This window comes from Arthrobacter sp. MW3 TE3886 (genome assembly GCF_041262145.1).
Taxonomy (GTDB): Bacteria; Actinomycetota; Actinomycetes; order Actinomycetales; family Micrococcaceae; genus Arthrobacter.
Genome location: NZ_JBGCAN010000001.1, coordinates 703,132 through 726,727 on the forward strand (window position 1 = coordinate 703,132; position 23,596 = coordinate 726,727).

The following is a 23,596-nucleotide window of genomic DNA, read 5'->3' on the forward strand; positions in this document are numbered from 1 at the left end:
CGTTACTTCTCCCAGGGTGCCTTGATGGGGTAGTACTTCTCCAGGAAGTCCGTGACCAGTTCGGCCCGCTCTTCCGCCGGGACCTCGGGGAAGCTTCCGTCGTTGAGGCAGAAGAAGTCCATGTTCCGCTTGGCCAGGAGCTTGGGCAGGTAGTTCAGGCCGGCCCGCGCCGTCGTGTCTACATATCTCACCTTGGCGGCCGTCTGGGTCACGGCCCGGCCAGTGAGCAGCGCGTAGTAGTGGTAGAACGAGTTGGTCACGGAGATGTTGTCCGCTGCCCGGAAGGTGCTCGCGGCGGTCTTGGCAAACTCGGCCGGGAACTCCTGCTCCATCTGCTCGACCACGCTGCGCCGCAGCGGGGCCGCCGTGTGCTCCAGGTGGCGGGTGGTGATGCGGCCGAAGCGGTTCCAGAGCAGCTTGCGGTTCACCCGGGCGGCGTTCTCAAAGCCGCTGCGTTCGGCGTCGTTGTCGCCCAGCCCGATCCGGGTCTCGGCCTCGATGAACTTCGTGATTCCGCCCGGGGTGAAGAACATGTCCGGGCCCACGGCACGGCCGAAGAACATGTCGTCGTTCGAATAGAGGAAGTGCTCGGAGAGCCCCTCGATGTGGTGCAGCTGACACTCCACGGCCTGCGAATTGTGCGTGGGCAGAACCGACGTGTCGGCGAAAAACTCTTCGCTCCGGACGATCGTCACACTCGGGTGGTCGGCCAGCCATGACGGTGCGGGGGAGTCCGTGGCGATGAAGATCCGGCGGACCCACGGCGCAAACATGTACACCGAGCGCAGGGCGTACTTGAGCTCATCGATCTGGCGGAAGCGGGCCTCGTGGTCATCCCCCTCGCCCACCACCACGCCGGCCATGCGGGCGCGGCGGGCCGCGATGTACTCGGGGGAGCTGCCGTCCACCCATGAGAACACCAGGTCGATGTCGAAGCTGATGTCGCTGGCGTGGTCCGCGAACATGTTCTCGATGGTGGGCCACGTGTGGCCGTAGCGTTCCACGGTGCCGCGCACTGCGTCCTGGGCCAGCATGGTGCGGCGCGTCAGGGAGTTCTCGATCGGCAGGATCAGCTGATCGCCTTCGAAGCTCCACAGCTCCAGCTGGACGCCGGCGGACGCCCCGAATTCAAAACCGCCTTCGGGTTCCACCCGGGGCCGGTAGAGCCGGAAGATCCGGGCCTGGCGGTTCGGCGACAGCTCGCCGTCGGCCACCAGCACGGAGGACTTCTTCTTGGCGTCCACGCTCATGGAATACAACGGCTCGTCGCGGCACGCCTCCACGAGGGCGTCGCGGAGTTCCTTGCGGTCTTTCCAGTCGACGGCGACCACAGGGCGGTGGTTGTTGCCGCGGACCAGCAGGTAGCCGATGCCGGCGCCGGCCAGGACGGAACGCAAGAACATCAGGTCCTCGACCATGGCCTGGTACGGCGTGCGGTTTTCGTTGATCAGCGCATAGCGGCCGCGGTGGCGGACAACGTCGGAGCGGGTCCTGAATCTGGCGACCGCGGCCGCCGACGTGACCTCGGCGTGGGCGTCCACAGATGCCTGGCTGCCATAGTAAATCTCGTCTTGGATCGCTGCTTCGGTAATGTCTGAGCTCCCGCTTCTATCAGTGCGTTGGTGTCTACTTGCATGATAACGCGGGCCTCAAAATTGCCGCGGAAAACCGGCCGCCACGCGGCGGACGTGCCAGCGAAACGCCAAGGGCAAAAACGGCGGAGCGGGGCCTTAGCCGGTGACGACGGCCAGCCAGTGGTGCAGGAAGGCGGCACCGGCGTCGTCGTGGATCACGTCTTCGCCGAGCCCCAGATCGGCGGCGGTGAGAACCTCGTAGGGTTTGACCGGGATGCCGTCCGCGGGCCGGACGTCGACGTGCTTCACGGCGTGGTCGTTGTGGTGCAGCCAGTCGGCCATGGCGTAGTCCGTGCGGGAATCGCCCACCGTGCGCCAGGCCCGCGGCGTGATGCCCTGCGCGGCCAGGAACTCCACGGCCCGGCTCGCGCCCAGGTCCTTGCCCAGCCGGACCGATTCGATATCGGTGGAAATGATGGTCGGATCGACGCGGAAGTCGATCTGGTCATCCGAATCGGGGACGTGGTGGTCCAGCCGCACCACGCCGAGCCCGTGCCGGGCCATGATGCCCATGGCGTCGGCGTCGAAGAGTTCCTGCTCGGCCCGGTAGTCCGGGTTGGCGACGGCAATGTGCTGCTCCACGGAGACCATGGCCCGCTTGGTTTCGTCGTAGAACATGTGGGCGGAGTAGTCCTCGGCCACCAGGCGGCGGACGTCGTCGCCGAAGGCCTGCGGAATGGCGAGCTCGTGGTCCACGTGGACGGGGCCGGGTCCTTCCGCGGTGTAGCTGAACCAGACGGCGCCCTTCTCGCAAATGGCGTGGATCAGGGTTCCGGGGGGCATCCCCGCAGCGATCATCGGTTCCATGACCTGCTCGCGGATGAACGCGTCCGACCGGCCGGTGTTGAAGATGACCGGCACGCCGGCGGCGGCCAGGGCCACCAGGTCGGCGATGATGCCGGGCTGCACCTCGCGGGTGACCGGGCTCGCGACCGGACCGTCGACGTCGAGCAGCAGCGCCAGCACGGGGGCCGACGACGACGGAACAGGGACAGTCTCGGGTGAAGTCATATGGCCATTCTGTCAGCCGCACGGGTCGTTTGGGCGAACCGTGCGTCAGATCGACGGCCCGGCGCCGGATGTGACAAGCGGCAGGGCGTCGTGTGACAAATGGTTACCGTTTGGCCACAACCTCACGCCGCCCGGGGACATTCATTCCTTCGGGCGTCGAAGTTCCCTAGGCTGGCATGGTGATATTCAAAGCTGTGGGCGAGGGACGCCCGTACCCCGACCATGGTTACACCACGCCCAAGGACTGGGCGGCCCTGCCGCCGCGTCCTGTCCGGCTTGATGAACTGGTGACCACGAAGCGCACACTGGACCTTGAAGCCCTGCTGGCCGAGGACTCCACGTTTTTCGGCGACCTCTTTCCGCACGTCGTGGAATATCGCGGCGTCCTCTACCTTGAAGACGGCCTGCACCGGGCAGTCCGCACCGCGTTGCACCAGCGCACCGCAATCCACGCGCGGGTCCTCGTGATAAATGGCTAGGAAGCCGCCAGACGTCAGAGTCCTGCACGGGCACCGCGTCATCAGTGGCTCCGAGCTGCGGGCCACGTTCGTGGAGCAGGACAATACGGCAGAGAACCCCATTCGGCTGCGGCGCAGGATCCTGCACGGCGTTGTCCTGGTGATGCTTGTCGGCCTCATCGTGGCCGCGATCGTGGTGGCCCTGGCCATCATGAATGGCCAGATCAAGATCCCCGGGGCGGAGCGGAGCAAGGCGGCTGTGTCGGTATGCCCGGCGGCCACCCACGACTACGCGCCGCCGGAGAAGGTCCACGTCAACATCTACAATTCCACGAGCCGGCCGGGACTGGCCCGGAGCGTGGCCGACCAGCTTGCCGCCCGGAAGTTCCTGGTGGGTGCCGTGGGGAACACGACGTCGAGCTACCGCGGCGTGGCGCTGGTGGTCTCCGGTGCTGCCGGCCAGTCGGCCGCCTTCAGTGTCCAGCGCCACGTGCCCGGCTCGGACTATGTCCAGGACGGCCGCGCGGACCCGAGTGTGGACGTGATCATTACGGGCGACTTCAAGGAACTGGCCAAGCCGGAACTCGTGGACCAGACGCCGGGCCAGCTCAGCTGCCCCCGCGAGAACCGGCGCATCGTGGATGAGGCCACGTTGCCCGCCGTACCGACGGCGACGCCCGGCACGGGCTAGGCGCGGACTTCCGGCGCCGCAGCCTAGCGGATGGTGCGGACCGGCCGGCCAGCGTCGTCAAACCTGGCCCCGGCCCCCAGCTGGACAAACCGCACCGTCCGGGCGAGCCGAGCCTCGGCCTCGGCGTCCTGGCCCGCACCGTCGCCACGCGCAGCGCTAGAAGAGAGCGTGCCGTGGATGAGCTGGGCCAGCTGGCCAATGTCCGACTCGGGCAGGTACCCCTGGGCCATGCCGTCGCGCAGGATGCCCCGCAGGAGCACGCTGAGCTCACCCACGTGGTCGGCGAGTTTGGCGAACGACGACGGCGAGAGCACCGCCGCCATGGCCGGCCCCGGCGGCAGGTGGCGCCGGCTCAGGTCCTCCACCTGGGCCCGGACGTAGACGGCCAGGCGCTCCACCGGGTTCTCCAGTGCATCGAGGGATTCGCGCAGATCGAGCAGGAACCGCTCGGTCTCATCCAGGGCGTAGGCGATGAGGAGCTCTTCGATGTCCGCATAGTAGTTGTAGACGGCGGTCCGGCCGATCTGGGCGTGGCGCGCGACGTCCGTCATGGTCAGGCCGGGGAGCCCGTGGGTGAAGAGGAGTTCCCCGAATGCGGTCAGAATGCGGCGCTGGGTCTCGGCACGTTGGGCGGCGTTGCTCGCGGCCGAAATCCTAGGCATACGGACACTTTAGCGCGATCTGTCACCAAAGCAGCCGGGTGGCGGACTATGACACGGCCGGCCATAAAACGGCGACCGGTTCTGAGGGGCCACGGCTGTATCCACCACCTTAACTGGGGGTGTCTGATAGACACTGCCACCGCCCGTCCGGCCTGCGTAGCGTGGTGGATGTGGAAAGAAAAGACGAAATCCGAGACTTCCTGATCTCGCGACGGGCGAAGATCACCCCAGAGCTGGCCGGCCTGCCCAGCTACGGCGAGCTGCGCCGCGTGCCGGGACTGCGTCGGGAGGAAGTGGCACAGCTCGCCGGGGTAAGTACGGACTACTACACGCGGCTGGAACGCGGCAGCATCCGCGGCGTCTCGGACTCGGTCCTCGACGCTGTGGCCTCCGCCCTTCAGCTGGATGAGGCAGAGCGGACGCACCTGATGGACCTGGCGAGGACGGCCAACACGCCATCATCGCGGCGTCCGGCGCGCCGGCCACCGCAGCAGCGGGTCCGTCCGGGAGTTCTGCGTTTGCTGGACGGGATGACCGGAGCGGTCGCCCTGGTGCAAAACGGACGCTCGGACGTGCTGGCCGCCAATGCCTTGGGCCGCGCGCTGTACGGGCCGGTGTTCGCGTCCACAGCAGCCGCCCGTCCGGAGGTCCCGGGCCAGTTGCCGAACCAGGCACGTTATCTCTTCCTCGATCCGGGCGCCGGGGACTTTTACCCCGATTGGCGCGCAATCGCCGCCACCACAGTGGCGATGCTCCGCTCGGAAGCGGGGCGGAATCCCCATGACCGCGAATTGAACGAGCTGGTCGGCGAGCTGACCACACGCAGCGGGCACTTCGCCGCATTGTGGGCAGGCCATGACGTACGGATCCACACCACGGGAACCAAGCGCTTCCACCATCCGGTCGCAGGGGACGTGTCGCTGCAGTTCGAGACGCTTCACCTTCCCGGCGACGAGGGACAGACCCTGTTCACCTTCACCGCGGAGCCCGGCTCCGCGTCCGAAAACGCGCTGGCGTTCCTTGCCAGCTGGGCGGCATCGCCCCCAACCACCACCAGCGACTCTTCCATCCCGGATCTGCGCTCCCTCGCACGACCCGGAACCCCTAACCCAGGAAAGACAGAACATGACTGAGCAAAACGACGCCAAAGCCGAGCAGAAAGTCTGGTTCATCACCGGGGCAGGCCGCGGTATGGGCACCGACATCGCCAAGGCGGCCCTGGCCGCCGGCCATGCGGTGGTCGCCACCGGCCGCAACCCCGACAAGGTGATCCGGGCCATCGGCGACAGCGAGGACCTGCTGGGCGTAAAACTCGACGTCACCGACCCCGCCGACGCCACCGCAGCCATCCAGGCCGCCGTCGACCGGTTCGGCCGGATCGACGTCCTCGTGAACAACGCCGGCAACTTCTACGCCGGGTTCTTCGAAGAAATCACCCCGGAAGACTTCCGGAAACAGATCGAAACCACCATGTTCGGGCCCATGAACGTCACCCGCGCGGCCCTGCCCGTCCTGCGTGCCCAGCGCACGGGCCTGCTGGTCACGATCTCCTCGACCGCCGGCATCGCCGGCGGGGAGTTCCTCTCTGCCTACGCCGCCTCGAAGTTCGGCGTCGAAGGCTGGGCCGAGTCCCTGGCCCCCGAAGTCGCCCCGTTCGGCATCCGCACCATGATCGTGGAGCCGGGATTCTTCCGCACCGAGCTGCTCACCCCGGAATCCACCAGCTACGCAGCATCCACCATCGAGGACTACGCCGCGCGCACCGAGCAGACGGTCACCGCGTGGAAGGGCATGAACGGCCAGCAAGGCGGGGACCCGGCCAAACTCGCCAACGCCCTCATTCAACTGGCCGAACTGGATGAACCGCCGCTGCGCTTCGCCGCCGGAGTCGACGCCGTCGGACTCTTCGAGACCCGGGCCAAGGACCTCCAGGCCCAGGCCGACGCCCACCGCGAACTCTCCAGCAACCTCGCCCACGACGACGCCTAACACCGACGACTGACCCCTACGCAAGCGGACGACGGCGGGAGCCTCCCGCCGTCGTCCACCAGGTCCGCACATACCCGCTGGACGCTGATGCCCGCCCACTTCGTGGTCCTGACCTACATCGACGCCTATCTCGAGGACCTGGGCGTCCCGAAGTACGTCACCAGCGTCACCTTGTTCCTGATCGGGGCCAGCGGACTCGTCGGCACGATCCTGATCGGCCGGCTCTCCTCCCGTTCGGTGTACGCCGCCCTCCTAGCGGCGTCCATCACCGTCGTCGTCGGGTTCGCCGTGCATCGCAACGACGCTTCGAAACACCATCCGCAACTCGCCTTCACAAGCTGCTGGCGCAGGAACCGTCCTGCCCCAGACCTCTCCGGAAGGCAGCAACTCAGGATTCGCCGTCGGCCGCGGCAATTGCCTTGTCCGTGAGGACGGGCATCATCCCCAGCAGCGCCAGGGTCAGCACTCCCATGATGCCGAACATGACCTGCAGGCCGAGCCATTGGGCCAGCAGGCCGCCGGCTGCCGCACCGAGCGGCATGGTGCCCCAGGCCAGCAGGCGGTAGGCGCTGTTGACTCGGCCCAGCAAGCGGTTGGGAGTAATGCGCTGGCGCAGGGATACCGTGATGACGTTCCAAAGCACGATCAGCATGCCGCCCACAAAGAAAATTGGGCCAAGAACATAGGGATTGTCGGTCATGGCGGGCGCACCAACGAACAGCGCGGCCCCGAAGATCGTGAGCATCAGGGACTTCGACCGGCCCAGCCTGGCCTCCACCCGCTCGGAGATGAAGGAGCCAACGAAGGCGCCGAGCGCGGAGGTGGTCAAGAGCAGGCCGAACCCCACTTCGGACAGCCCCATCTGTGAAGCCGGGCCCACGGCAAACAGCACCAAGACCGCGAATGACGCGCTGGATGCGAAGTTGAACACCCCGGTCATCACCGCGAGTGTGCGCAGGATCTTCTGGTTCCAGAGGAACCGCAGACCCTCACCAATGTCGAATCGCAGTGTCGTCTTCTGCTCACGCTCTGTGCGAAAAGCCCCGGGGACCAGGAGCAGGCCGCCGACGGCTGCAAGCCACAATGCCGCCGGCACGGCAACGCCCGCAACGGCGCCGACGGCCACCAGCAGCCCGCCCAGCGGGGGACCAATGAACTGGTTGGTGGTGAGTTCGACGGCGTAGAGCCGGCCGTTGGCACGCGACAGCTGATCCCTGTGCACCAGCTGGGGCATGATCGACTGCGCGGAGGTGTCGTAGAGCGTTTCAGCCACACCCACCATCAGTGCCACAACGTACAGATCCCACATGGAGCCCAAATCCAGCACAACGACGGCGGCCAGCAAGGCGGGCAGCATCGCCCGGCTGAGGTTGGCCCATAACATGAGCTTGCGCCGGTCCAGCCGGTCGGCCAGCGCGCCGGCAGTGAGGGCGAACAGGAGCCAGGGAAGCGTCGCTGCGACGCTCAGTCCGGCAACGAGGGTGGGTGACTGGGTGAACTGAATGGCCAGCAGCGGCAGCGCGATCTTGAAGACGCCGTCCGCGAGGTTGGAGAGCCCGGATGAGGTCCACAGCTTCCAGTAGGACGCACCCAGCGGCGCACGATGCCGTTCCTTCGCCTGCACAGCGTGATTGGTCATACGTGGACCATTCCATAGCGATTGAGAAAATTCAAGGTGGTTGAATCTAGTACATCCGATTGTAGGATGGGGGCATGACGGACGCAGAGCAGGCGAGCGCGGACCAGCAAAGACCCGTCGCGAGCGCCCGGGAGATCAAGGCGTTGGCCCATCCGCTGCGCCTGAGGATCCTGCGCCTGTGCGGGCTCCACGAACTGACCAACAAACAACTCGCCGACCGGCTGGGCCAGGATCCGGGGACGGTGCTCTATCACGTGCGGCAATTGCTCTCAACGGGATTCCTTGAACCCGCGGGGGTCCGCACCGGAGAGAGCGGCGCGCTGGAGAAGCCGTATCGTTCCACGGGGCGGTCCTGGAAGCTGGACACCGCACTGGGTGAAGCCGGTCCCGCCGGTCCGCTGGCACCGCTCGAGGCGTTCCGGGAAGAGCTGACGGAAGCAGGGCCGGATGCACTCGCCAGCCTCTCACGCTTCGTCCTGCACCTCTCCGAGGAAGATGTTGAGGACCTCACCACGCGTATCCACGCTGTGCTGAGCGAATACACCGACAGCGATCGGCAGCGATCGGACCAGCCCGCATACGGCGGCATCTTTGTCCTGCACCGGACGACAGACTAGGTCCCGGTCCTTTCGGAACGGGATTTGGGTCTTGCGTCGCCTTAGCGGGCTCTATTCGTAGATGGTGGGGATGGCCGGCTCGCCGGGCTGCAGTCTGTCCACCACCCGGGGCAGCTCCGCCATGGAAGCCGTGTGCCGGTCCCGCGCCCGCCCCACCGCGTCCGGGCCGGTCCAGCCGGGCAGGATTTCGCCGTCTTTCATGAACTGCTGCAGGAGGGGACGTCCGTTTCTTCCGGCGGCCGGCGGGTGGCCCACGCCGAGGACCTCGTGGGTGGCGGTGCCCCGGTCGTCGAGGCGGCGCACGGCGAACTTGCGTCCGCCCACGTTGAGCTTGTCCTTCGAGGTCTTCGCCACGGCAGTCAGCTCGCCGGAGTCCCCGGCCCGGCTCACCAGCTTGTAGACCATCCCGGCCGTGGGCGCCCCGGATCCGGTCACCAGCGACGTGCCGATGCCATAGGAGTCGGCCGGGGCAGAACGGAGCGCGGCGACGGAGAATTCGTCCAGGTCCGAGGTCACCACGATCCTGGTGTGTACGTTGCCGAGGCTGTCCAGGAGTTCGCGGACCCACCGCGCCTGGGCCACGAGGTCTCCGGAGTCCAGCCGGATGGCGCCGAGTTTGTCTCCGGCGAGGTCGACGGCGGTGCGGACCGCCGCCTCGACGTCGTACGTGTCCACGAGCAGCGTGGTGCCGGACCCGAGGGAGGCCAGCTGCGCCGCGAAGGCCTCGCGCTCGGAATCGTGGACCAGCGTAAAGGAGTGGGCCGCGGTGCCGATGGTCCGCAGGCCGTAGCGCCGCCCGGCGGCCAGGTTGGACGTGCCGGAAAAGCCGGCGATCACGGCCGCGCGGGCCGCCGCGGCGGCCGCTTCCTCATGCGTGCGGCGGGAGCCCATCTCAATGCAGGGTCTGCCGCCGGCGGCATTGATCATCCGGGAAGCGGCCGAGGCGATGGCGCTGTCATGGTTCAGCACCGACAGGACGTAGGTCTCCAGGACACAGGCCTCGGCGAACGTCGATTCCACGATCAGGACGGGGGAGTGCGGGAAATAGGCTTCCCCTTCCGGATAGCCCCAGATGTCGCCGGAGAACCGGAAGGCGGCCAGGTGCTCCAGCGTGTCCTCATGGACTACCCCGGCCCCGGCCAGAAAATCGAGGTCGTCCGCCTCGAAACGGAAGCCCGCGATCCCCTCCAGGAGCCGGCCGGTGCCGGCCACGATCCCGTACCGGCGCCCGCCCGGCAGCCCCCGGGCGAAGGCTTGGAAGACGGACCGGCGGTTTGCCGCACCGGAGTGCAGCGCCGCCTGGAACATCGTCAGCTCATAGTGGTCCGTAAACAGGGAGGTCCGGGGCCCGTCCGGTCCGGCCGAAGTGTTCATGATTCACTCTAGGCCGGGCCGTCCGAAGCCGCAGGATGCCGCCAGTGCCGGGAGTTCGCCGGAATCGCCCCGAGTCGCCGGAAATTTCCGGCGAATCCGGGAGTTTCCGGCGACTTCGACGATGCCGGGCTCAGACGGGGCAGCCGTCCGGGCCGCAGGCGCCCGCGGCACTATCCGTTCCGGCGGCGGCACTATCCGTCCCGCCGGCGGCACCCGCGGCGGCGCTCACCATGACCAGCGGGTGGCTGTCCTGCCACGCCTGTTCGAGGGCCGCGCTGAAGGTCTCCGCGGGCTGGGCTCCGGAGAGCCCGAACTTCCGGTCAATCACGAAGAACGGGACGCCGCTGATCCCCAGGGCGCGGGCCTCGGCGATGTCGTGGCGGACGTCGTCGGCGTAGGCGTCCGTGCTGAACAGCTCCGCCAGGTCGCCGGCGTCGAGTCCGAGGTCCAGGCCCAGGGCGGTCAGGTAGTCCTGGCTGCCGATGTCTTGGCCGTGTTCGAAGTGGTCGCTGAGCAGGCGTTCCTTCGCGGCGTCCTGCTGGCCGTGGGCGGCGGCGAGGTGGATCAGCCGGTGGGCCGTGAAGCTGTTGGCCACCACGACGGCGTCGAACCGGTAGTTCAGCCCCTCGCCCTTGGCCTGGCCCGCCACGTGCTCGAACATCTGCGACACCTGCGCCGGCGCCATGCCCTTGCGGGTGCTGAGGTAGTCCAGTTCGGTGCCGTCGTAGTGCTCCGGGAGCGAGGGGTCCAGCTGGTAGCTGCGCCACTGCACCTCCACGGAATCGCGGTGCGGGAAGGCCGCGAGGGCGGTTTCGAATCGGCGTTTGCCGATGTAGCACCAGGGGCAGGCGACGTCGGACCAGATCTCAATCTTCATGCCCGCCACAACCGTGCCGCCGCCGGGTCCATTCCCCGGCGGCCTGTCGGCTTCGTCACGGTGTGACCGGGCGCTCCATCACGAAGTCGTGTTCCACGGTGTCGCCCAGCCGGAAGGACTTGGTGCCGACCTTGCGGAAACCGGACTTCTCGTAGAACCGGATGGCCCGGGCGTTTTGGCTGTTCACGCCGAGCCAGATCCCGCGGGCGCCGGCCGCCGCTGCCGAACCGATGCTGGCGTGCATCAGTTCGGCCGAGACGCCGAGCCCGTGGTGCTCCGGGTGGACGTAGCACTTGCTGAGCTCGGTGCACGGCAGTTCGCTCAGGACAGCGGCCACCTCCGGGTCCTGGGCGGGGCGGGCCACCAGCAGGCTGTAGCCGCGGAGCTCGCCGTCGGCGTCGATCACCAGCACGGTTACCTCGGGATCGGCCAGATAGGCCCGGAAATTGGCCTCGCTCAGGGTGCTGGCCAGGTGGGCCGCGATGTCCTCCGGCCGGGACTCCGGCGGGCACGCCAGCGGGAAGGTGACGGCCGCGAGCGCAGCCAGCCTCCCGGCGTCGTCCGCGGTGGCTGTCCGGAGTATGTGGGTCATAACTAAACCCTAGCCCCGGCGGCCGGGTCAGCCGACGGGGTAGGCGACGTAGGCGAACCGGGTGGAGTCCGGTGACCAGCTGTTGACGTTGAGGGTGCCCTGGCCGCCAAAGAGGGGCCAGCAGTGCAGCGGTGTGGTCCAGTCTCCGGTTGAGACCAGCACGACGTCGACCGGCAGGTCCGCGGGGTGGCCCACCGTGCCGCCGGGGAACCGGATGTAGCTGGCCCAACGCCCGTCCGGGGCGAGGTGCGGGAACCAGTCGACCGTGTCGCTCGTCAGTAGCTGTTCCAGCGCGGGTTGGTCCGGGGCGCCTCCGTCGGAGGTGCGGAGCCTGGAAAGTTGGGCGTGGCCGGGGGAACTCGTGAAGGCTTCGGTGTTGAAGTAGAGCCAGTCGCCGTCCGGAGCGTACTCCGGCCCGTCACAGTGGCCGTCCACGTTCAGCAGGGTGGCGTCGCCACCGCCAGCCGGGATGATCATGAGCCTGCCTGGCTGCGCGAAATCGCCGGCCTCGATGCCCACGTAGGCCAGCTCGTCACCGTCCGGGCTCACACCGTGGAGGAAGTGGAAGTACCCGTCGTCGTCGGTCAGGCGGGTTGCCGCGCCGCCGCCAAGCGCCGCACGGTAAATGTGGCCGTCGTTCGCCGAGAGGTAGATGCCGGTGCCGTCCGGCGCCAGCACGTGGTCGTTGTTCAGGTCAGGGACCCCGGTGAGGGGTACCTGACTGATCGTCCGGCTCCCGACCTCGAAGCGCCACAGTTTCCCGGCGCCGTTCAGGATGAATGCGGCGCCGTCACGTGTCCAGTTCGGCGCCTCCAGGAGCACGTCCCGGGTGGTGAACACGAGCTCGCGCTCACCTGTGACGGATGCGATCCAGACCTCGCAGCGCTGGCCCGGCTGCAGTTCCCGCGGTGCCATGGTGTTTTCCGGGATTTTCGGCACTCGAAGCTCCTGACGATGACAACTTTGTGGACGGTTGGGTTTTCGCTGCGACATCGGACCAGGGCCACGCAATCGGTCCGGCGCAGCGCGGATCCGCGGTGCGCCGGACCGGTTTCGCCGCGGCTGTCCTGAAACGTAGCGGATCCGGACCTGCTACTGCTTGAAGGCGGCGTCGAAGGAGGTGCTCGAGGCCGGGAAGTCGAACTTCTTGAGCGCGGCGAGGGCTTCGGGGGCGCCGTGGAGCCGGTCCATGCCCGCGTCCTCCCATTCGATCGAGATGGGGCCGTCGTAGCCGATCGCGGTCAGGGCGCGGAAGGACGATTCCCAGGGCACGTCCCCGCGGCCGGCCGAGACGAAGTCCCAGCCGCGGCGCGGGTCGCCCCAGGGCAGGTGCGAGCCCAGAACGGTGTTCCGGCCGGTGGGACGGAGCTTCGTGTCCTTGCAGTCCACGTGGTAGATCCGGTCCTTGAAGTCCCAGATGAAGGAGACGGGGTCGATGCCCTGCCACATGAAGTGGGACGGGTCCCAGTTCAGGCCGAAGGCCTCGCGGTGCCCGATCGCCTCGAGGGTGCGGACGGTGGTCCAGTAGTCGTAGGCGATCTCGGAGGGGTGGACCTCGTGCGCGAAGCGGACACCGCAGTCGTCGAAGACGTCCAGGATGGGGTTCCAGCGGTCCGCGAAGTCCTGGTAGCCGGCCTCGATGACCTTCTCCGGCACGGGCGGGAACATCGCGACGTACTGCCAGATGGAGGATCCGGTGAACCCGACCACGGTGTCGACGCCCAGGGCCTTGGCGAGCCGCGCGGTGTGCTTCATTTCCTCGGCGGCGCGTGCCCGGACGCCCTCAGGCTCGCCGTCGCCCCAGACCCTGGCCCCGACGATCGCCTCGTGCCGGAAGTCGATCGGGTCATCGCACACGGCCTGGCCCTTGAGGTGGTTGGAGATGGCCCAGACCTTGAGGTTGTACTTCTCCAGGATGGCGAGCTTGGAGTCGACGTAGCCGGGTTCGTCCCAGCGCCAGGCGTCCAGATGGTCGCCGGAGACGGCGATTTCCAGGCCGTCGTAGCCCCAGCCGGAGGCCAGGCGCGCGACTTCCTCGAAGGGCAGGTCGGCCCACTGGCCGGTGAACAGGGTGTAGGGGCGGGGCATGTCAGGCCCTTTCGGTAGCTGTTTGTGTCGTTGGTGCGGACGGGGTGAGCTGGATGAGCGAACTCTTGGCCGCGGCGCTTTCTTCCACCGCGGCGAGGATCCGCTGGACGTTCAGGCCGTCCTCGAACGACGGCGAAGGCTGGGTTCCGTTGCCGACCGCGACGAGGAAGTCGCGGATCTCGTGCGTGAACGTGTGCTCCCAGCCGAGCACGTGGCCCTGCGGCCACCATGCTTCCAGGTAGGGGTGCCCGGGTTCGTTGACCAGTATCCGGCGGAAGCCTTGTTCGCGGACCGGCAGTGTGGCGTCGAGGAAGCCGAGCTCGTTCAGGTCCTCCAGATCGAACAGCAGGGCTCCCTTCTCGCCGTAGATTTCCAGTGTGAGCGAGTTCTTCCGCCCGGTGGCCACCCGGGAGACCTCGACGGAGGCGATGGCCCCGGAGGCGAGGGTCAGCGTGGCCCAGGCGGCGTCGTCGACCGTCACGTCCTCCAGCCCGGCAGCGCCGGGACGCTGCGGGGTGAAGGTGCGCAGCCGGCCGGAGACCTCGGTGACCTGCTCGCCCAGGAGGAACAGCACCTGATCGATCGCGTGGGAGGCGATGTCCCCGAGGGCCCCGGAGCCGGCGGTTTTCTTGTTCAGCCGCCAGGTCATGGGCGAGTCCGGGTCCACGAGCCAGTCCTGCAGGTAGGCCGCGCGGACGTGCCGGACGGTGCCGAGCCGGCCCTCCGTGATCAGCTCACGGGCTAGCGCCAGGGCCGGGGACCCGCCGGTAGTTGAAGCCGATCATGGACTGCACTCCGTTGTCCTGGGCGGCACGGGCCGCCGCCGCCATGGCCTCGGCCTCGGCCAGGGTGTTGGCCAGCGGCTTTTCGACCAGGACGTGCTTGCCGGCGGCCAGGGCGGCGATGGCGATTTCCGCGTGCATGAACCCCGGCGCGCAGATGTCGACGATGTGGATGTCATCGCGGGCGATCACCGCACGCCAGTCCGTGGCGGACTCGGCCCAGCCGTACTTTGCGGCCGCCTCGGCGACCCCCTCGGGATCGCGGCCGACCAGGACGCGCCGTTCGAAGGCCGGGACATCGAAGTAGCTGGCAACATTCCGCCAGGCGTTGGAGTGGGCCTTGCCCATGAACGCGTACCCGATCATGGCCACACCCAAAGGGGGAGGGCCGGGGCTGGTTTCTTGGGAGTTCATTGCTGGTTCCTAGAGTGTGGAAGCGGTGGGGTCCCAGTCCTCGGGGAGGGCTGCGGAGGTGGGGGCGGAGCTTTCCACATCGATGAACGTGCCGGAATCGACCGACTCGGAGATCGAGACCATGGTGTCCAGGACGTGGTAGGCGAGGTTGCCGGTGGCGCGGTGCGGGACGCCGGCGCGGATGGAGCGGGCCATGTCCAGCACGCCCATGCCGCGGCCCTGGCTGGGGCCGGTGGCCGGGATGACGGTCCATTCCTCGTCGCCGGCGCGCCAGAGCCTGATGTCGCCGTCGAAGTAGTTCGGATCCGGCAGCGAGATGGTGGCCTCGGTCCCGGTGATCTCCACGAAGCCCATCCGCAGCCGCGGGGACTCGAAGCTGAACACGCTGTGGGAGGACGCGCCGGACTCGAACTGGGCCATGGCGGAGACGTGGGTGGGGACCTCGACCGTGAATTCCTCGCCCGCCTTGGGCCCGGAACCGATGACCCGGACCTCCTTGGCCTTGGACCCGGTCGCGGCCACGCGGCGCACGGAGCCGAACGTCTGCACCAGGGCCGTGAGGTAGTACGGGCCCATGTCGAACAGGGGCCCGGCGCCGTGCTGGAAGAGGAACGCGGGGTTGGGGTGCCAGGATTCCGGCCCGGGCGTCTGGAACGTGGTCATGGCCGTCAGCGGGGTGCCGATGTCGCCGCGTTCGATCAGCCGCCGGGCGGTCTGCAGCCCGGCGCCCAGGAACGTGTCCGGAGCGCAGCCGAGCCGCAGCCCGGCGGCGTCGGCCGTTTTCAGCAGGCCCAGACCCGATTCGCGGTCCAGCGAGAACGGCTTTTCCGTCCAGACGTGTTTGCCGGCGTTGACGGCGGCCGTGGCCACCTCCACGTGCGCGGCTGGGATGGTCAGGTTGACGATGATTTCGACGTCGGGGTGGTTCAGGGCCGCGTCCACCCCGCCCCATTCCGGGATGCCGTATTCCTTGGCCCGCGCCTCGGCGGCCTCTTCGAAGAGGTCGGCGATCACGTGGACCTTAAGGTCGGGGAAGACGGTCAGGTTGTCCAGGTACTGCTTGCTGATGTTGCCGGCGCCGATGACGGCGACGCCCACCGGGCCGCGGCCGGTCACACGGGTTGCCGGTCCACGGTTCGCTGCGGCGCTCATGCGTTCACGCCCTGCGCGCTGGCGGAACCGCTCTGCAGGTAGCCCAGGGACTGGGCGATGCCCTCGAAGATGTCGCCGGAGTAGTCGTCGAATTCCACGACGCCGACTTCGAGGGACTGCGCCGCGGCGATGACGTCCCACACGGCGATCTTGCCCTGCCCGGCCGGCTGCTGCGCCTTGGTGTCCGTGGAGACCGGGCCGTCCTTGATGTGGATGAACCTGACCCTGTCGCCGAGGCGCTGCAGCAGCTGCACCGGGTCCTGGCCGCCGACGGCTGCCCAGTAGGTGTCCACTTCCAGGACCAGTTCCGGGTCCAGGAGTCCGGCGAAGTACTCCAGGGCGGTCTGTCCCTCAATGCTGGACTCCAGCTCCCAGGCGTGGTTGTGGTAGCCGACGCGGATGCCGTACCCGGCGCCCTTCTTGGCGGCGGCGTTGAGCTTCGCGGCGGTGGCCTGGATGTCCCCGGCGGACTGCCAGTGCTCGGCCGGGAGGTAGGGATCGATCACCGTGCTGATGCCGAGTTCCTTGGCCGCGGCGAAGATTCCGTCCTGGTCCTGGCTCAGCAGCGGGGCGTGGCCGGACGGGGCGGTCAGGCCGTTTTCCTTCAGGGCGGCGCCGAGCTCGGCGGCCGTGGCCACGAAGTTGTAGGGCTCAACCTGGGTGAAGCCGAGCTCGGCGACTCGCCTGATGGTGCCGGGCAGGTCTTCCTGGAGGGCGTTGCGCAGGGTGTACAGCTGGATTGAGTAGGACATTTCGTTCCTTTGCGGGGAGTCAGTAGTTCTCAAGGAGGTGGGCCGCCCGGCGGTCAGCCGGCCGGCGTCGGGGTTCAGTGCCTAGCGGCCGGCGAGGGATCCGCCGATGCCGCCGACGCTGAAGTACTTGTTCAGGGCGGCGAAAACGATGATGGGCGGGAGCATCATGATCACAGCCAGGGCCATGACGGATGTCCAGTCAGTCTGATTCTGCTGGAAGAAGGACTGCACGCCCATGGGCAGGGTGAAGATTTCTGTGGAGCGCAGGAACACGATCGCAACCAGGTAGTCGTTCCAGGCCAGCAGGAAGGCGAAGATCGCGGTGGACAGAACGCCCGGGAGCGAGTTCCGCAGCACCACCTTCGTGAAGCTGCCGAACACCGAACAGCCATCGATCCAGGAGGCTTCCTCCAGGCTGATGGGGATGGAATCGAAGTAGGCGGCCATCATCCACGTGGCCACGGTCATGGTCGAACCGACGTAGATGATGGTCAGGCCCATCAGGTTGTCCACCAGGCCCATCCCGGCGAACAGGATGAACAGCGGCACCACCGAGGTGATGATGGGCAGCGACTGCATGACGAACAGGAGCAGCGAGTAGCCGGAGACTGCCTTGCTGCGGCCGCGGGAGAGGACATAGCCTGCCGGGGCGGCGACCGCCACCGCGACCACCACCGTGCTGAGCGTGGTGATGAGGCTGTTCTGCAGCCAGGTCGACGCGAGCGTCTCGGAGAACACGGAGCCGAAGTTCTCCAGCGTGAAGCCCGTGGCTGTGCTGGTGGGTCCGGGGGTGAAGGCGAGTACGACGGTGACCATGATGGGGACGAGTACGACGGCGGTGATGGCCAGGATCAGGACGAAGCGCCACCAGCGGCCGCGCAGGCCGGCGTCGGACAGGGAGCGGTTGGGCTTGCCGGCATCGGCGACGCCGAGGACAGGGCCGGACTGGGGGTGGGCGTGGACTACTGCGCTCATTATTCGACGCTCGACTTTCGGATCTGGCGGTACAGGATGACCGAGACCACCACGAGGGTAATTGTCATAAGGAAGGCGATTGCGACGCCGGGTCCGGTCTGGAAGTCCTGGAACACGGTCCGGTAGGCCAGCACGACGAGGGAAGTGGTGGCGTCCACGGGTCCGCCGCCGGTGAGCAGATAGATGGTGGGGAAGTCGTTCACACAGAAGATCGTCATGAGGATCCAGCTGATGTACGTGGACCGGGCGATCAGGGGCAGCGTGATCTGGCTGAACTGCTGCCAGCGGCTGGCGCCGTCCATGCTGGCGGCCTCGTAGACGGTGGTGTCCACGGACGCCAGGGCCGCCGAGGTCATCATCATCATGAACGGGAAGCTGATCCAGACCTTGAACACCATGACGGTGATGCCCGCGAGGGTCGGGTCCGCCAGGAAGAGCGGGGTTCCCAGCCCGAGGTTCCGGAACATGCTCGGGACGAGACTGTCGGGCGTGCCCACCAGCCAGTTCCAGGCGGTGGAGGACACCACGATCGGGACCACCCACGGCAGGAGCAGGAGGACCTTGAAGAGTCCGCCGGCCGGGATTTTGGTGCGCAGCAGCAGGGCCAGGCCCAGCCCGAGGAGCCAGGAGCCGAAGACTCCCACGATCGTGAACAGGAGCGTGAAGCGGGCCGCCTTCCAGAAGGCGTCGGAGGCCAGGACGTTGGCGAAGTTTTCCAGGCCGACGAATTCGCCGGTCTCGATCAGGGACCCGTCATGTGTGGCCTGCACCCCGGCGTACACGAGCGGGTAGCCGTGGATCAGGACGAGCAGGATGACGGAGGGCAGCAGGAGCCAGAAGAAGGTCTTGCGGGTCTGCGAGCTGAGCTTGCTCTTGCGGTTTGCGGGCTTGCCGGGGCCGCCGGGGGCAACGCCCCGGCGGGCCCGGCTCAGGCCGGTCTGGGCTGTGGTCAATGCCATGGAAGGCCCGCTTACTTCTTCAGGACGGATTGCAGTCCGGACTGGAACGTCTGCAGTGCGGACTTGGCGTCGGTCTTGCCCGTGAGGATGGTCTGCGTGAACTGGTTGAGGGCCTGGCCGCCGTCGAGCACGGCAAGGTTGGCATTGAGCGTGTTGCCCTGCGAGGCGAACGTCTTGGCGATGGGCTGCCATTCTTTGACGATCTTGACGTTGTTGGGGTCGTTGGCAAACTCGGGGAGCTCGGTGATGGACTTGAACACAGGCAGGGCAGACATCAGCTTCTGCTGCCACAGCTGCTTCAACTGCCCCAGGTAGGCGACCAGGAAGGCCTCGGACGATGCCTGCGAGGGCGTGTTTGTGTACATCATGATGTTGTTGGGGAAGACAATCGTGGCCTTGTCCCCGTGCGGGCCCGTGATGGGGTCCGCGACAAGAAGGTCTCCCGAGGTGTCGCCGACGCGCTGCGGGACGTTGACCTGGAACAGGCCGAAGCCTGCCTTCTTGTCCTTCCACTGGGCGGACATGTTGTCGGTGGTGTAGCTGACCGCGGCGGGGTCCACGATGCCGTTGGAGACGAGTTCCGAGACGAACTCGATGGCCTCGACGTTGCGGTCGTTCATGACGTCCAGTTCGCCGTCCTTATTGAACACGCCGCCGCCGTTGTTCACCATCATCATGATCATGGAGTGGTTGCCGTAGTTGTTGCCGGCACCGGAGCCGGTGGTGAAGCCGAAGGCGCCGATCTTCTTCAGTGCCTTGCCCGCCTCCAGCAGGGTCGGCCAGTCGGTGGGGAGGGCCACTCCGGCCTTCTCGAACAGCGACTTCCGGTACCAGAACACGCGCATGTCCAGCTGCCATGGGACTGCCACGTAGCCCTTGTCCGACTTGAAGGGATCCAGGACGCCCGGCAGGAAGTCGTCGTACATGCCGTTCTTCTTCAGTTCCTCCACGACCTTGTCCGCGTAGGCGATCTGGCCCTGCTGCTCAAACTGGAAGGCCTGGAAGCCGCCGCCGGTGGACACCGCCGGTCCGGTCTTGGAGGCGATGGCCGAGGAGAACGTCTGGTAGAAGTTGTTCCACTGGATGGTCTGGTAGCTGGCCTTGAGGTTGCCCGACGCCGGCGCGTAGCCCTCTGCGATCTTCTTGGCGGCGTCGTTGTAGGCCGGCGTGGCCCACGGCATGTCCCAGAACTTGATGACGCCGCTGCCGCCCCCGGACTGGGATGCGGAGCCGCCGCCGCACGCTGCGAGGAGCGGGGCGCTGGCCGCGGCTGCGGCGAAGCCCAGGAATCCCCGGCGGGAGAATGCGGTGGAAGTAACAGAGGACTTGATCGTCACGATGATTTCCTTTCATGACCGGGCCGCGGCGTCGCGGACGGTCTTCTCGACAGTGAGTTGATGCGGAAGGACTTGCTGGCAGTGCAGGTGAGGCTGGCAGTGCAGATGGGGCAGTTAGTGCGGTTGTTGCGGTGAACGCGGTGAACGCGGTGAACGCGGTGAGTCGTGGAGCTGCCCGACGAGTTCCGTCAAGGCGGCAAACCGTTCCAGGTCGGCCTCCGGGGCGCCGGAGTCGACGGCGGCGCGGAGCCGCCTCCAGCTGTGCCGGTGGGCCGATTCGTAGGTGGTGGGGAACGTGGCGGCCCCGGCGGCGGTGACTGACCGGACCTCCGCCGGCCAGCCTGCGGAGGCGTCCGGGAGGGTGATGTCCGCCCGTCCGGTCGAGGTCAGGACCGAAACTGTGGCCGTCGCGGGGAGCGAGGACGTGGTGATGCCCTGCAGGGCCGCCGGCGCCCCGCCCGGGAGGCTGCCGATCACGGTGTAGCCGTTGGAGTTGCGCTGGATGACCCGAAGGTCTTTCAGCTCGACACCGACGGCCAGGACCGTGCCAAGATGCCGGGTGAGCAGCACCTCGGGGTCGGTTCCGGGGACGCCCCACGCCACGGAGTCCAGCAGCACGGCGTCGGCCAGGGCGTCGGCGATGGCCGTCCGGACCGCGACCTGGGACTCCGCGAGGATGGGGTTTGACGCCCATGTCTGGTCAAGGACCACCGCGGTGCCCGCCCCGGCGGCTGCCGCGGCCAGCGCCGCGGGATCTTCCGCCACAGGATCAACGACGACGACGCCGCGGACTCCGCTGCGGACCGCTTCGGTGGCGGCAGCGGTCCAGCCGGCGGTGCCGGCGAGGGCGACGACGTCCGGCCCGCCGTCGGCAGGGGCGAAGGAAACCGGCAGGGATGCGATGACGGGGCCGACGGTGCCGGCCCGTTCGGCGTCCGGTCCGGCCTGGACCAGGAGCGGGGCGCTCATGCGCTGGCCACCTGGTAGGCGGCGTCGCCGGCATCGACGCATGCGGCGGCGGCGTCGGCGATCGCGAGGGCGAATTCCAGATCGTGGATCAGCGTCTCCGGGCGGGGGGCCGTTCCGGTGCCGTTGGCGATTTCGGCGAGTTTGCGCCATTCGCCCTCGTAACCGTTGTGGCCGAAGGGGCCAAGGACCGTGGTGCTGGCGGCGGTCCGGATCCGGGCGGTCGCCGAGCCGGCGTGGACGTAGGACGGAGTGAAGTCGATAGACAGGGAGGCGTCGTCACCGATGGCCTCGAACGTCCAGGACGGTTCCCAGGTGCCGTTCATCGCGGCGCGGAGTTCGATGGTCACCGCGCCGGCCCGCAGTGAGATGACGTAGCCGAACGGCAGGACGGTCTGCGCGTGCAGGACCTCGACATCCCGGAAATCCGGGGCGAACCGGCGGACCAGGGGCAGGTCGTGGATGGCCAGGCCCATGACGCCGCCGGTCAGCATGGCCTTCACGGCGGCCGAATCAGTGCCGGAAGCCTTGCCGGCGGCGGAGGGCGCCGCGGGGCCGCGGCCCACGATCTCGGTCGCAAAGTCCTCGAAGCGGGGGTTGGGCGGCAGGACGATCGAGGACCGGACGGTGTGGACCTGTTCCGGCAGGTTGCCCCACGCCGCTTCCGCCGCCAGCCAGCCCGGGTCAAAGGTGTGCATGGCGCCGACGACGATCGGCACCCCCGATTCGGCGGACACGGCGGCGATGGCCACGGCTTCCTCGCCGTTCATGGCGAAGGGCTTTTCGCACAGGACAGCCTTCTTGCCGGCACGGCAGGCGGCGATCACCTGGACGGCGTGGAACTGGTGCGGGCTGCAGATCGCGACGATTTCGACCGCGGGATCCGCCAGAAGCTCCTCCGTGCTGGTACTGAAGCGGGCCCCGACCCGGGCGGCCACGGATTCGGCGACCGCCGGGTCGACGTCCATGATGTGACGGACTTCCAGGATGTCCCGCAGCCTGGCGAGGGACGGGAGGTGGATCGCCTGCGTGACGGGGCCGGCACCCAGGATCCCCACGCCCAGCGGCCCCGGCGACGCATGTTCTTGGCTCGACAAGTTCGTTCATACCCCTTCGTAGTCCCGGAACCGTCCACTGGCAGCCAGGCTGCCCAGGCCGGTGATCTGGCTCACAGCCAAAGCTAGAGACACTTTTGCCGGGCGTCAAGCAAAAGTTGGAAACTACGTGTCAAACTTTGTGAAGCGTGACATGCAGAAGGTCTTCGTGCTATCACTTACTCATGAGTACGCCCCCCGGCACCGAACCCCCAGCCCCCGAAGCCGGCGGCAGCCTGTCCCGCGCCGGCGACCTCTTCCAACTCCTGCGCGACGGCAAGGCCCGGACCCGCGCGGAACTGGCCCTGACCACCGGGCTGGCCCGGTCCACCGTTGCGTCCCGCATCGACGCGCTGATGGTCTCCGGACTCGTTGGCCCCGCGGGGGAGGCGAGCTCCAGCGGCGGCCGCCCGCCGTCGCGCTTTGCCTTCAACCCCGCCGCCCGCGTCGTCCTGGCGGTCGACGTCGGCGCCACCCATGTGATCATCGCCGTCACCGATCTCAACGGAAAAGTGCTCGCGGAACGCCGGCTGGCACAGGACGTCGCCGACGGCCCGGTGGTTGTCCTGGACCGAGTGATCGAGGAAGGGCTACGGCTGCTCGGCGGGGCCGGCCGCGGCACCGCGGACCTGGCCGGCGCCGGGATCGGGCTACCCGGACCCGTGGAACACGCCACCGGCATGCCGGTGAAGCCGCCGATCATGCCCGGCTGGGACGGGTTCGACGTCGTGCGCCATGTCCAGCGGTCCCTTCCGGTGCCGGTCCTGGTGGACAACGATGTGAACATCATGGCGCTGGGGGAGCGCACGGCGCACTGGCCCGACGACGAAAACTTCCTGTTCATCAAGGTGGCCACCGGCATCGGGGCGGGCATCATCAGCAGCGGCCAGCTCCAGCGCGGAGCGAACGGGACGGCGGGCGACCTCGGACACGTCCGGGTTCCGCGCGGCGATGACGTGCTGTGCCGTTGCGGGAACTACGGGTGCCTCGAAGCCCTGGCGTCCGGGCCCGCCGTCGCCAAGACGCTGACGCAGCAGGGCCTGCAGGCGCACGACGGCGGCGACGTGCTGCGCCTCGTCGCGGAGGGCAACCTGCAGGCCATCCAGGCGCTGCGGCAGGCCGGCCGGGACCTCGGCGACGTCCTCTCCACGGTCGTGAACCTCCTGAACCCCTCGGTGATTGTGATCGGCGGCAGCCTCGGCCAGGCCGGAGAGCATCTGATGGCCGGCGTCCGCGAAGTGGTTTACCGGCGCTCGCTGCCGCTCGCCACGACGCATCTTCGGATCGGCGTGTCCCGGGCCGGCGACCAGGCCGCCATCCTCGGCGCCAGCCAGATGGTCACGCAGCACGTGCTTTCACCCGCCGTCATTGAAGCGACCCTGCAAGCCACGGGCTAGGGGTGTTCCGGGAAGCAGCGCGCCCGGCAGGGGTGTCCCGGGCAGCGTCACCTACGGCAGCGTCACATTCCGCAGGCGCGGCAGGTGCCCGTGATAGCAATGGGACTGATGAAATCATATTTCAGCCCGCCCGCCG

The 23,596-nt window shown here is 67.8% G+C and carries 23 protein-coding genes and 1 pseudogene; 7 read left to right on the forward strand and 17 right to left on the reverse strand.

The window, feature by feature from the left end; all coding sequences use genetic code 11:
• Positions 1 to 2: 2 nt before the first annotated feature.
• Both ABH915_RS03315 and ABH915_RS03320 read right to left on the reverse strand, forming a co-directional pair.
• Positions 3 to 1,541 carry a stealth family protein gene (locus ABH915_RS03315; RefSeq protein ID WP_018774384.1) on the reverse strand — a complete coding sequence of 513 codons (1,539 nt, stop codon included), beginning with the start codon at positions 1,539 to 1,541 and terminating at the stop codon, positions 3 to 5.
• 189 nt (positions 1,542 to 1,730) lie between these two features.
• Positions 1,731 to 2,645, reverse strand: coding sequence for a hypothetical protein (locus ABH915_RS03320; RefSeq protein ID WP_370117745.1), 915 nt, complete (start codon positions 2,643 to 2,645; stop codon positions 1,731 to 1,733).
• A gap of 179 nt (positions 2,646 to 2,824) precedes the next feature.
• Here ABH915_RS03320 and ABH915_RS03325 point away from each other — a divergent pair, with 179 nt between their 5' ends.
• A complete protein-coding gene (locus ABH915_RS03325) occupies positions 2,825 to 3,124 on the forward strand; it encodes a type II toxin-antitoxin system VapB family antitoxin (protein ID WP_026266597.1) in 300 nt (99 codons plus the stop codon).
• Complete coding sequence (locus ABH915_RS03330; protein WP_370117748.1) at positions 3,117 to 3,794, forward strand: LytR C-terminal domain-containing protein; 678 nt, start codon at positions 3,117 to 3,119, stop codon at positions 3,792 to 3,794. The genes ABH915_RS03325 and ABH915_RS03330 overlap by 8 nt, the downstream gene beginning before the upstream one ends.
• Positions 3,795 to 3,817: 23 nt before the next feature.
• Here the strand turns inward: ABH915_RS03330 and ABH915_RS03335 are convergent, their stop codons facing one another.
• Positions 3,818 to 4,456 carry a TetR/AcrR family transcriptional regulator gene (locus ABH915_RS03335; protein ID WP_370117751.1) on the reverse strand — a complete coding sequence of 213 codons (639 nt, stop codon included), beginning with the start codon at positions 4,454 to 4,456 and terminating at the stop codon, positions 3,818 to 3,820.
• 170 nt (positions 4,457 to 4,626) lie between these two features.
• Between ABH915_RS03335 and ABH915_RS03340 the strand changes: the two genes are divergently transcribed.
• From ABH915_RS03340 to ABH915_RS03350, 3 genes are all read left to right on the forward strand, one after another.
• Positions 4,627 to 5,589, forward strand: coding sequence for a helix-turn-helix transcriptional regulator (locus tag ABH915_RS03340; RefSeq protein ID WP_370117754.1), 963 nt, complete (start codon positions 4,627 to 4,629; stop codon positions 5,587 to 5,589).
• Positions 5,582 to 6,445 (forward strand): SDR family oxidoreductase, encoded by an 864-nt coding sequence (locus ABH915_RS03345; protein ID WP_370117757.1) that lies wholly within the window; start codon positions 5,582 to 5,584, stop codon positions 6,443 to 6,445. The genes ABH915_RS03340 and ABH915_RS03345 overlap by 8 nt, the downstream gene beginning before the upstream one ends.
• Positions 6,446 to 6,532: 87 nt before the next feature.
• Positions 6,533 to 6,874 carry a hypothetical protein gene (locus ABH915_RS03350; RefSeq protein WP_370117760.1) on the forward strand — a complete coding sequence of 114 codons (342 nt, stop codon included), beginning with the start codon at positions 6,533 to 6,535 and terminating at the stop codon, positions 6,872 to 6,874.
• Here ABH915_RS03350 and ABH915_RS03355 read toward each other — a convergent pair.
• On the reverse strand, positions 6,834 to 8,084 hold the full coding sequence (locus ABH915_RS03355) for an MFS transporter (protein WP_370117763.1): 1,251 nt from the start codon (positions 8,082 to 8,084) through the stop codon (positions 6,834 to 6,836). The genes ABH915_RS03350 and ABH915_RS03355 overlap by 41 nt on opposite strands.
• 74 nt (positions 8,085 to 8,158) lie before the next feature.
• Between ABH915_RS03355 and ABH915_RS03360 the strand changes: the two genes are divergently transcribed.
• Positions 8,159 to 8,701, forward strand: coding sequence for a transcriptional regulator (locus ABH915_RS03360; protein ID WP_026539307.1), 543 nt, complete (start codon positions 8,159 to 8,161; stop codon positions 8,699 to 8,701).
• Between the two features lie 51 nt (positions 8,702 to 8,752).
• On the opposite strand, the gene ABH915_RS03365 is transcribed toward ABH915_RS03360, so the two are convergent.
• From ABH915_RS03365 to ABH915_RS03425, 13 genes and pseudogenes are all read right to left on the reverse strand, one after another.
• Positions 8,753 to 10,075, reverse strand: a complete 1,323-nt coding sequence (locus tag ABH915_RS03365) for a nicotinate phosphoribosyltransferase (protein ID WP_370117767.1) — start codon at positions 10,073 to 10,075, stop codon at positions 8,753 to 8,755.
• A 130-nt stretch (positions 10,076 to 10,205) separates the two neighbouring features.
• A complete protein-coding gene (locus ABH915_RS03370; RefSeq protein WP_370117770.1) occupies positions 10,206 to 10,952 on the reverse strand; it encodes a DsbA family oxidoreductase in 747 nt (248 codons plus the stop codon).
• Positions 10,953 to 11,007: 55 nt separating this feature from the next.
• On the reverse strand, positions 11,008 to 11,544 hold the full coding sequence (locus tag ABH915_RS03375; RefSeq protein WP_370117773.1) for an N-acetyltransferase family protein: 537 nt from the start codon (positions 11,542 to 11,544) through the stop codon (positions 11,008 to 11,010).
• Between the two features lie 27 nt (positions 11,545 to 11,571).
• Entirely contained in the window at positions 11,572 to 12,483 is a 912-nt protein-coding gene (locus ABH915_RS03380) for a TolB family protein (RefSeq protein ID WP_370117776.1), read from the reverse strand.
• Between the two features lie 153 nt (positions 12,484 to 12,636).
• The gene (locus tag ABH915_RS03385) at positions 12,637 to 13,632 is read right to left on the reverse strand and encodes a sugar phosphate isomerase/epimerase family protein (RefSeq protein WP_370117779.1); all 996 of its coding nucleotides are present in this window, start codon (positions 13,630 to 13,632) and stop codon (positions 12,637 to 12,639) included.
• 1 nt (position 13,633) lies between these two features.
• A pseudogene (locus tag ABH915_RS03390) lies at positions 13,634 to 14,828 on the reverse strand (Gfo/Idh/MocA family protein).
• Positions 14,829 to 14,837: 9 nt separating this feature from the next.
• On the reverse strand, positions 14,838 to 15,980 hold the full coding sequence (locus ABH915_RS03395; RefSeq protein WP_370117782.1) for a Gfo/Idh/MocA family protein: 1,143 nt from the start codon (positions 15,978 to 15,980) through the stop codon (positions 14,838 to 14,840).
• On the reverse strand, positions 15,977 to 16,732 hold the full coding sequence (locus ABH915_RS03400) for a sugar phosphate isomerase/epimerase family protein (protein ID WP_370117785.1): 756 nt from the start codon (positions 16,730 to 16,732) through the stop codon (positions 15,977 to 15,979). Before ABH915_RS03400 ends, ABH915_RS03395 begins: the two co-directional genes overlap by 4 nt.
• A gap of 81 nt (positions 16,733 to 16,813) precedes the next feature.
• Positions 16,814 to 17,707 (reverse strand): carbohydrate ABC transporter permease, encoded by an 894-nt coding sequence (locus ABH915_RS03405; RefSeq protein ID WP_370117788.1) that lies wholly within the window; start codon positions 17,705 to 17,707, stop codon positions 16,814 to 16,816.
• Positions 17,707 to 18,666, reverse strand: coding sequence for a carbohydrate ABC transporter permease (locus ABH915_RS03410; RefSeq protein ID WP_370117791.1), 960 nt, complete (start codon positions 18,664 to 18,666; stop codon positions 17,707 to 17,709). Before ABH915_RS03410 ends, ABH915_RS03405 begins: the two co-directional genes overlap by 1 nt.
• Positions 18,667 to 18,677: 11 nt before the next feature.
• Complete coding sequence (locus ABH915_RS03415; RefSeq protein ID WP_018774365.1) at positions 18,678 to 20,003, reverse strand: ABC transporter substrate-binding protein; 1,326 nt, start codon at positions 20,001 to 20,003, stop codon at positions 18,678 to 18,680.
• A gap of 114 nt (positions 20,004 to 20,117) precedes the next feature.
• The gene (locus ABH915_RS03420; RefSeq protein WP_370117795.1) at positions 20,118 to 20,972 is read right to left on the reverse strand and encodes a hypothetical protein; all 855 of its coding nucleotides are present in this window, start codon (positions 20,970 to 20,972) and stop codon (positions 20,118 to 20,120) included.
• The gene (locus ABH915_RS03425) at positions 20,969 to 22,066 is read right to left on the reverse strand and encodes a Gfo/Idh/MocA family protein (RefSeq protein WP_370117798.1); all 1,098 of its coding nucleotides are present in this window, start codon (positions 22,064 to 22,066) and stop codon (positions 20,969 to 20,971) included. The genes ABH915_RS03420 and ABH915_RS03425 overlap by 4 nt, the downstream gene beginning before the upstream one ends.
• Before the next feature lie 182 nt (positions 22,067 to 22,248).
• On the opposite strand from ABH915_RS03425, the gene ABH915_RS03430 reads away from it, so the two are divergent.
• Positions 22,249 to 23,460, forward strand: coding sequence for an ROK family transcriptional regulator (locus ABH915_RS03430; protein ID WP_370117801.1), 1,212 nt, complete (start codon positions 22,249 to 22,251; stop codon positions 23,458 to 23,460).
• Positions 23,461 to 23,596: the final 136 nt, after the last annotated feature.

Coding starts and splice junctions, on each gene's coding strand:
- ABH915_RS03320 (WP_370117745.1), bottom strand. CDS start 2,645: ATGACTTCACCCGAGACTGTCCCTGTTCCGTCGTCGTCGGCCCCCGTG.
- ABH915_RS03330 (WP_370117748.1), top strand. CDS start 3,117: ATGGCTAGGAAGCCGCCAGACGTCAGAGTCCTGCACGGGCACCGCGTC.
- ABH915_RS03335 (WP_370117751.1), bottom strand. CDS start 4,456: ATGCCTAGGATTTCGGCCGCGAGCAACGCCGCCCAACGTGCCGAGACC.
- ABH915_RS03345 (WP_370117757.1), top strand. CDS start 5,582: ATGACTGAGCAAAACGACGCCAAAGCCGAGCAGAAAGTCTGGTTCATC.
- ABH915_RS03350 (WP_370117760.1), top strand. CDS start 6,533: ATGCCCGCCCACTTCGTGGTCCTGACCTACATCGACGCCTATCTCGAG.
- ABH915_RS03355 (WP_370117763.1), bottom strand. CDS start 8,084: ATGACCAATCACGCTGTGCAGGCGAAGGAACGGCATCGTGCGCCGCTG.
- ABH915_RS03360 (WP_026539307.1), top strand. CDS start 8,159: ATGACGGACGCAGAGCAGGCGAGCGCGGACCAGCAAAGACCCGTCGCG.
- ABH915_RS03365 (WP_370117767.1), bottom strand. CDS start 10,075: ATGAACACTTCGGCCGGACCGGACGGGCCCCGGACCTCCCTGTTTACG.
- ABH915_RS03370 (WP_370117770.1), bottom strand. CDS start 10,952: ATGAAGATTGAGATCTGGTCCGACGTCGCCTGCCCCTGGTGCTACATC.
- ABH915_RS03375 (WP_370117773.1), bottom strand. CDS start 11,544: ATGACCCACATACTCCGGACAGCCACCGCGGACGACGCCGGGAGGCTG.
- ABH915_RS03385 (WP_370117779.1), bottom strand. CDS start 13,632: ATGCCCCGCCCCTACACCCTGTTCACCGGCCAGTGGGCCGACCTGCCC.
- ABH915_RS03395 (WP_370117782.1), bottom strand. CDS start 15,980: ATGAGCGCCGCAGCGAACCGTGGACCGGCAACCCGTGTGACCGGCCGC.
- ABH915_RS03400 (WP_370117785.1), bottom strand. CDS start 16,732: ATGTCCTACTCAATCCAGCTGTACACCCTGCGCAACGCCCTCCAGGAA.
- ABH915_RS03405 (WP_370117788.1), bottom strand. CDS start 17,707: ATGAGCGCAGTAGTCCACGCCCACCCCCAGTCCGGCCCTGTCCTCGGC.
- ABH915_RS03410 (WP_370117791.1), bottom strand. CDS start 18,666: ATGGCATTGACCACAGCCCAGACCGGCCTGAGCCGGGCCCGCCGGGGC.
- ABH915_RS03420 (WP_370117795.1), bottom strand. CDS start 20,972: ATGAGCGCCCCGCTCCTGGTCCAGGCCGGACCGGACGCCGAACGGGCC.
- ABH915_RS03430 (WP_370117801.1), top strand. CDS start 22,249: ATGAGTACGCCCCCCGGCACCGAACCCCCAGCCCCCGAAGCCGGCGGC.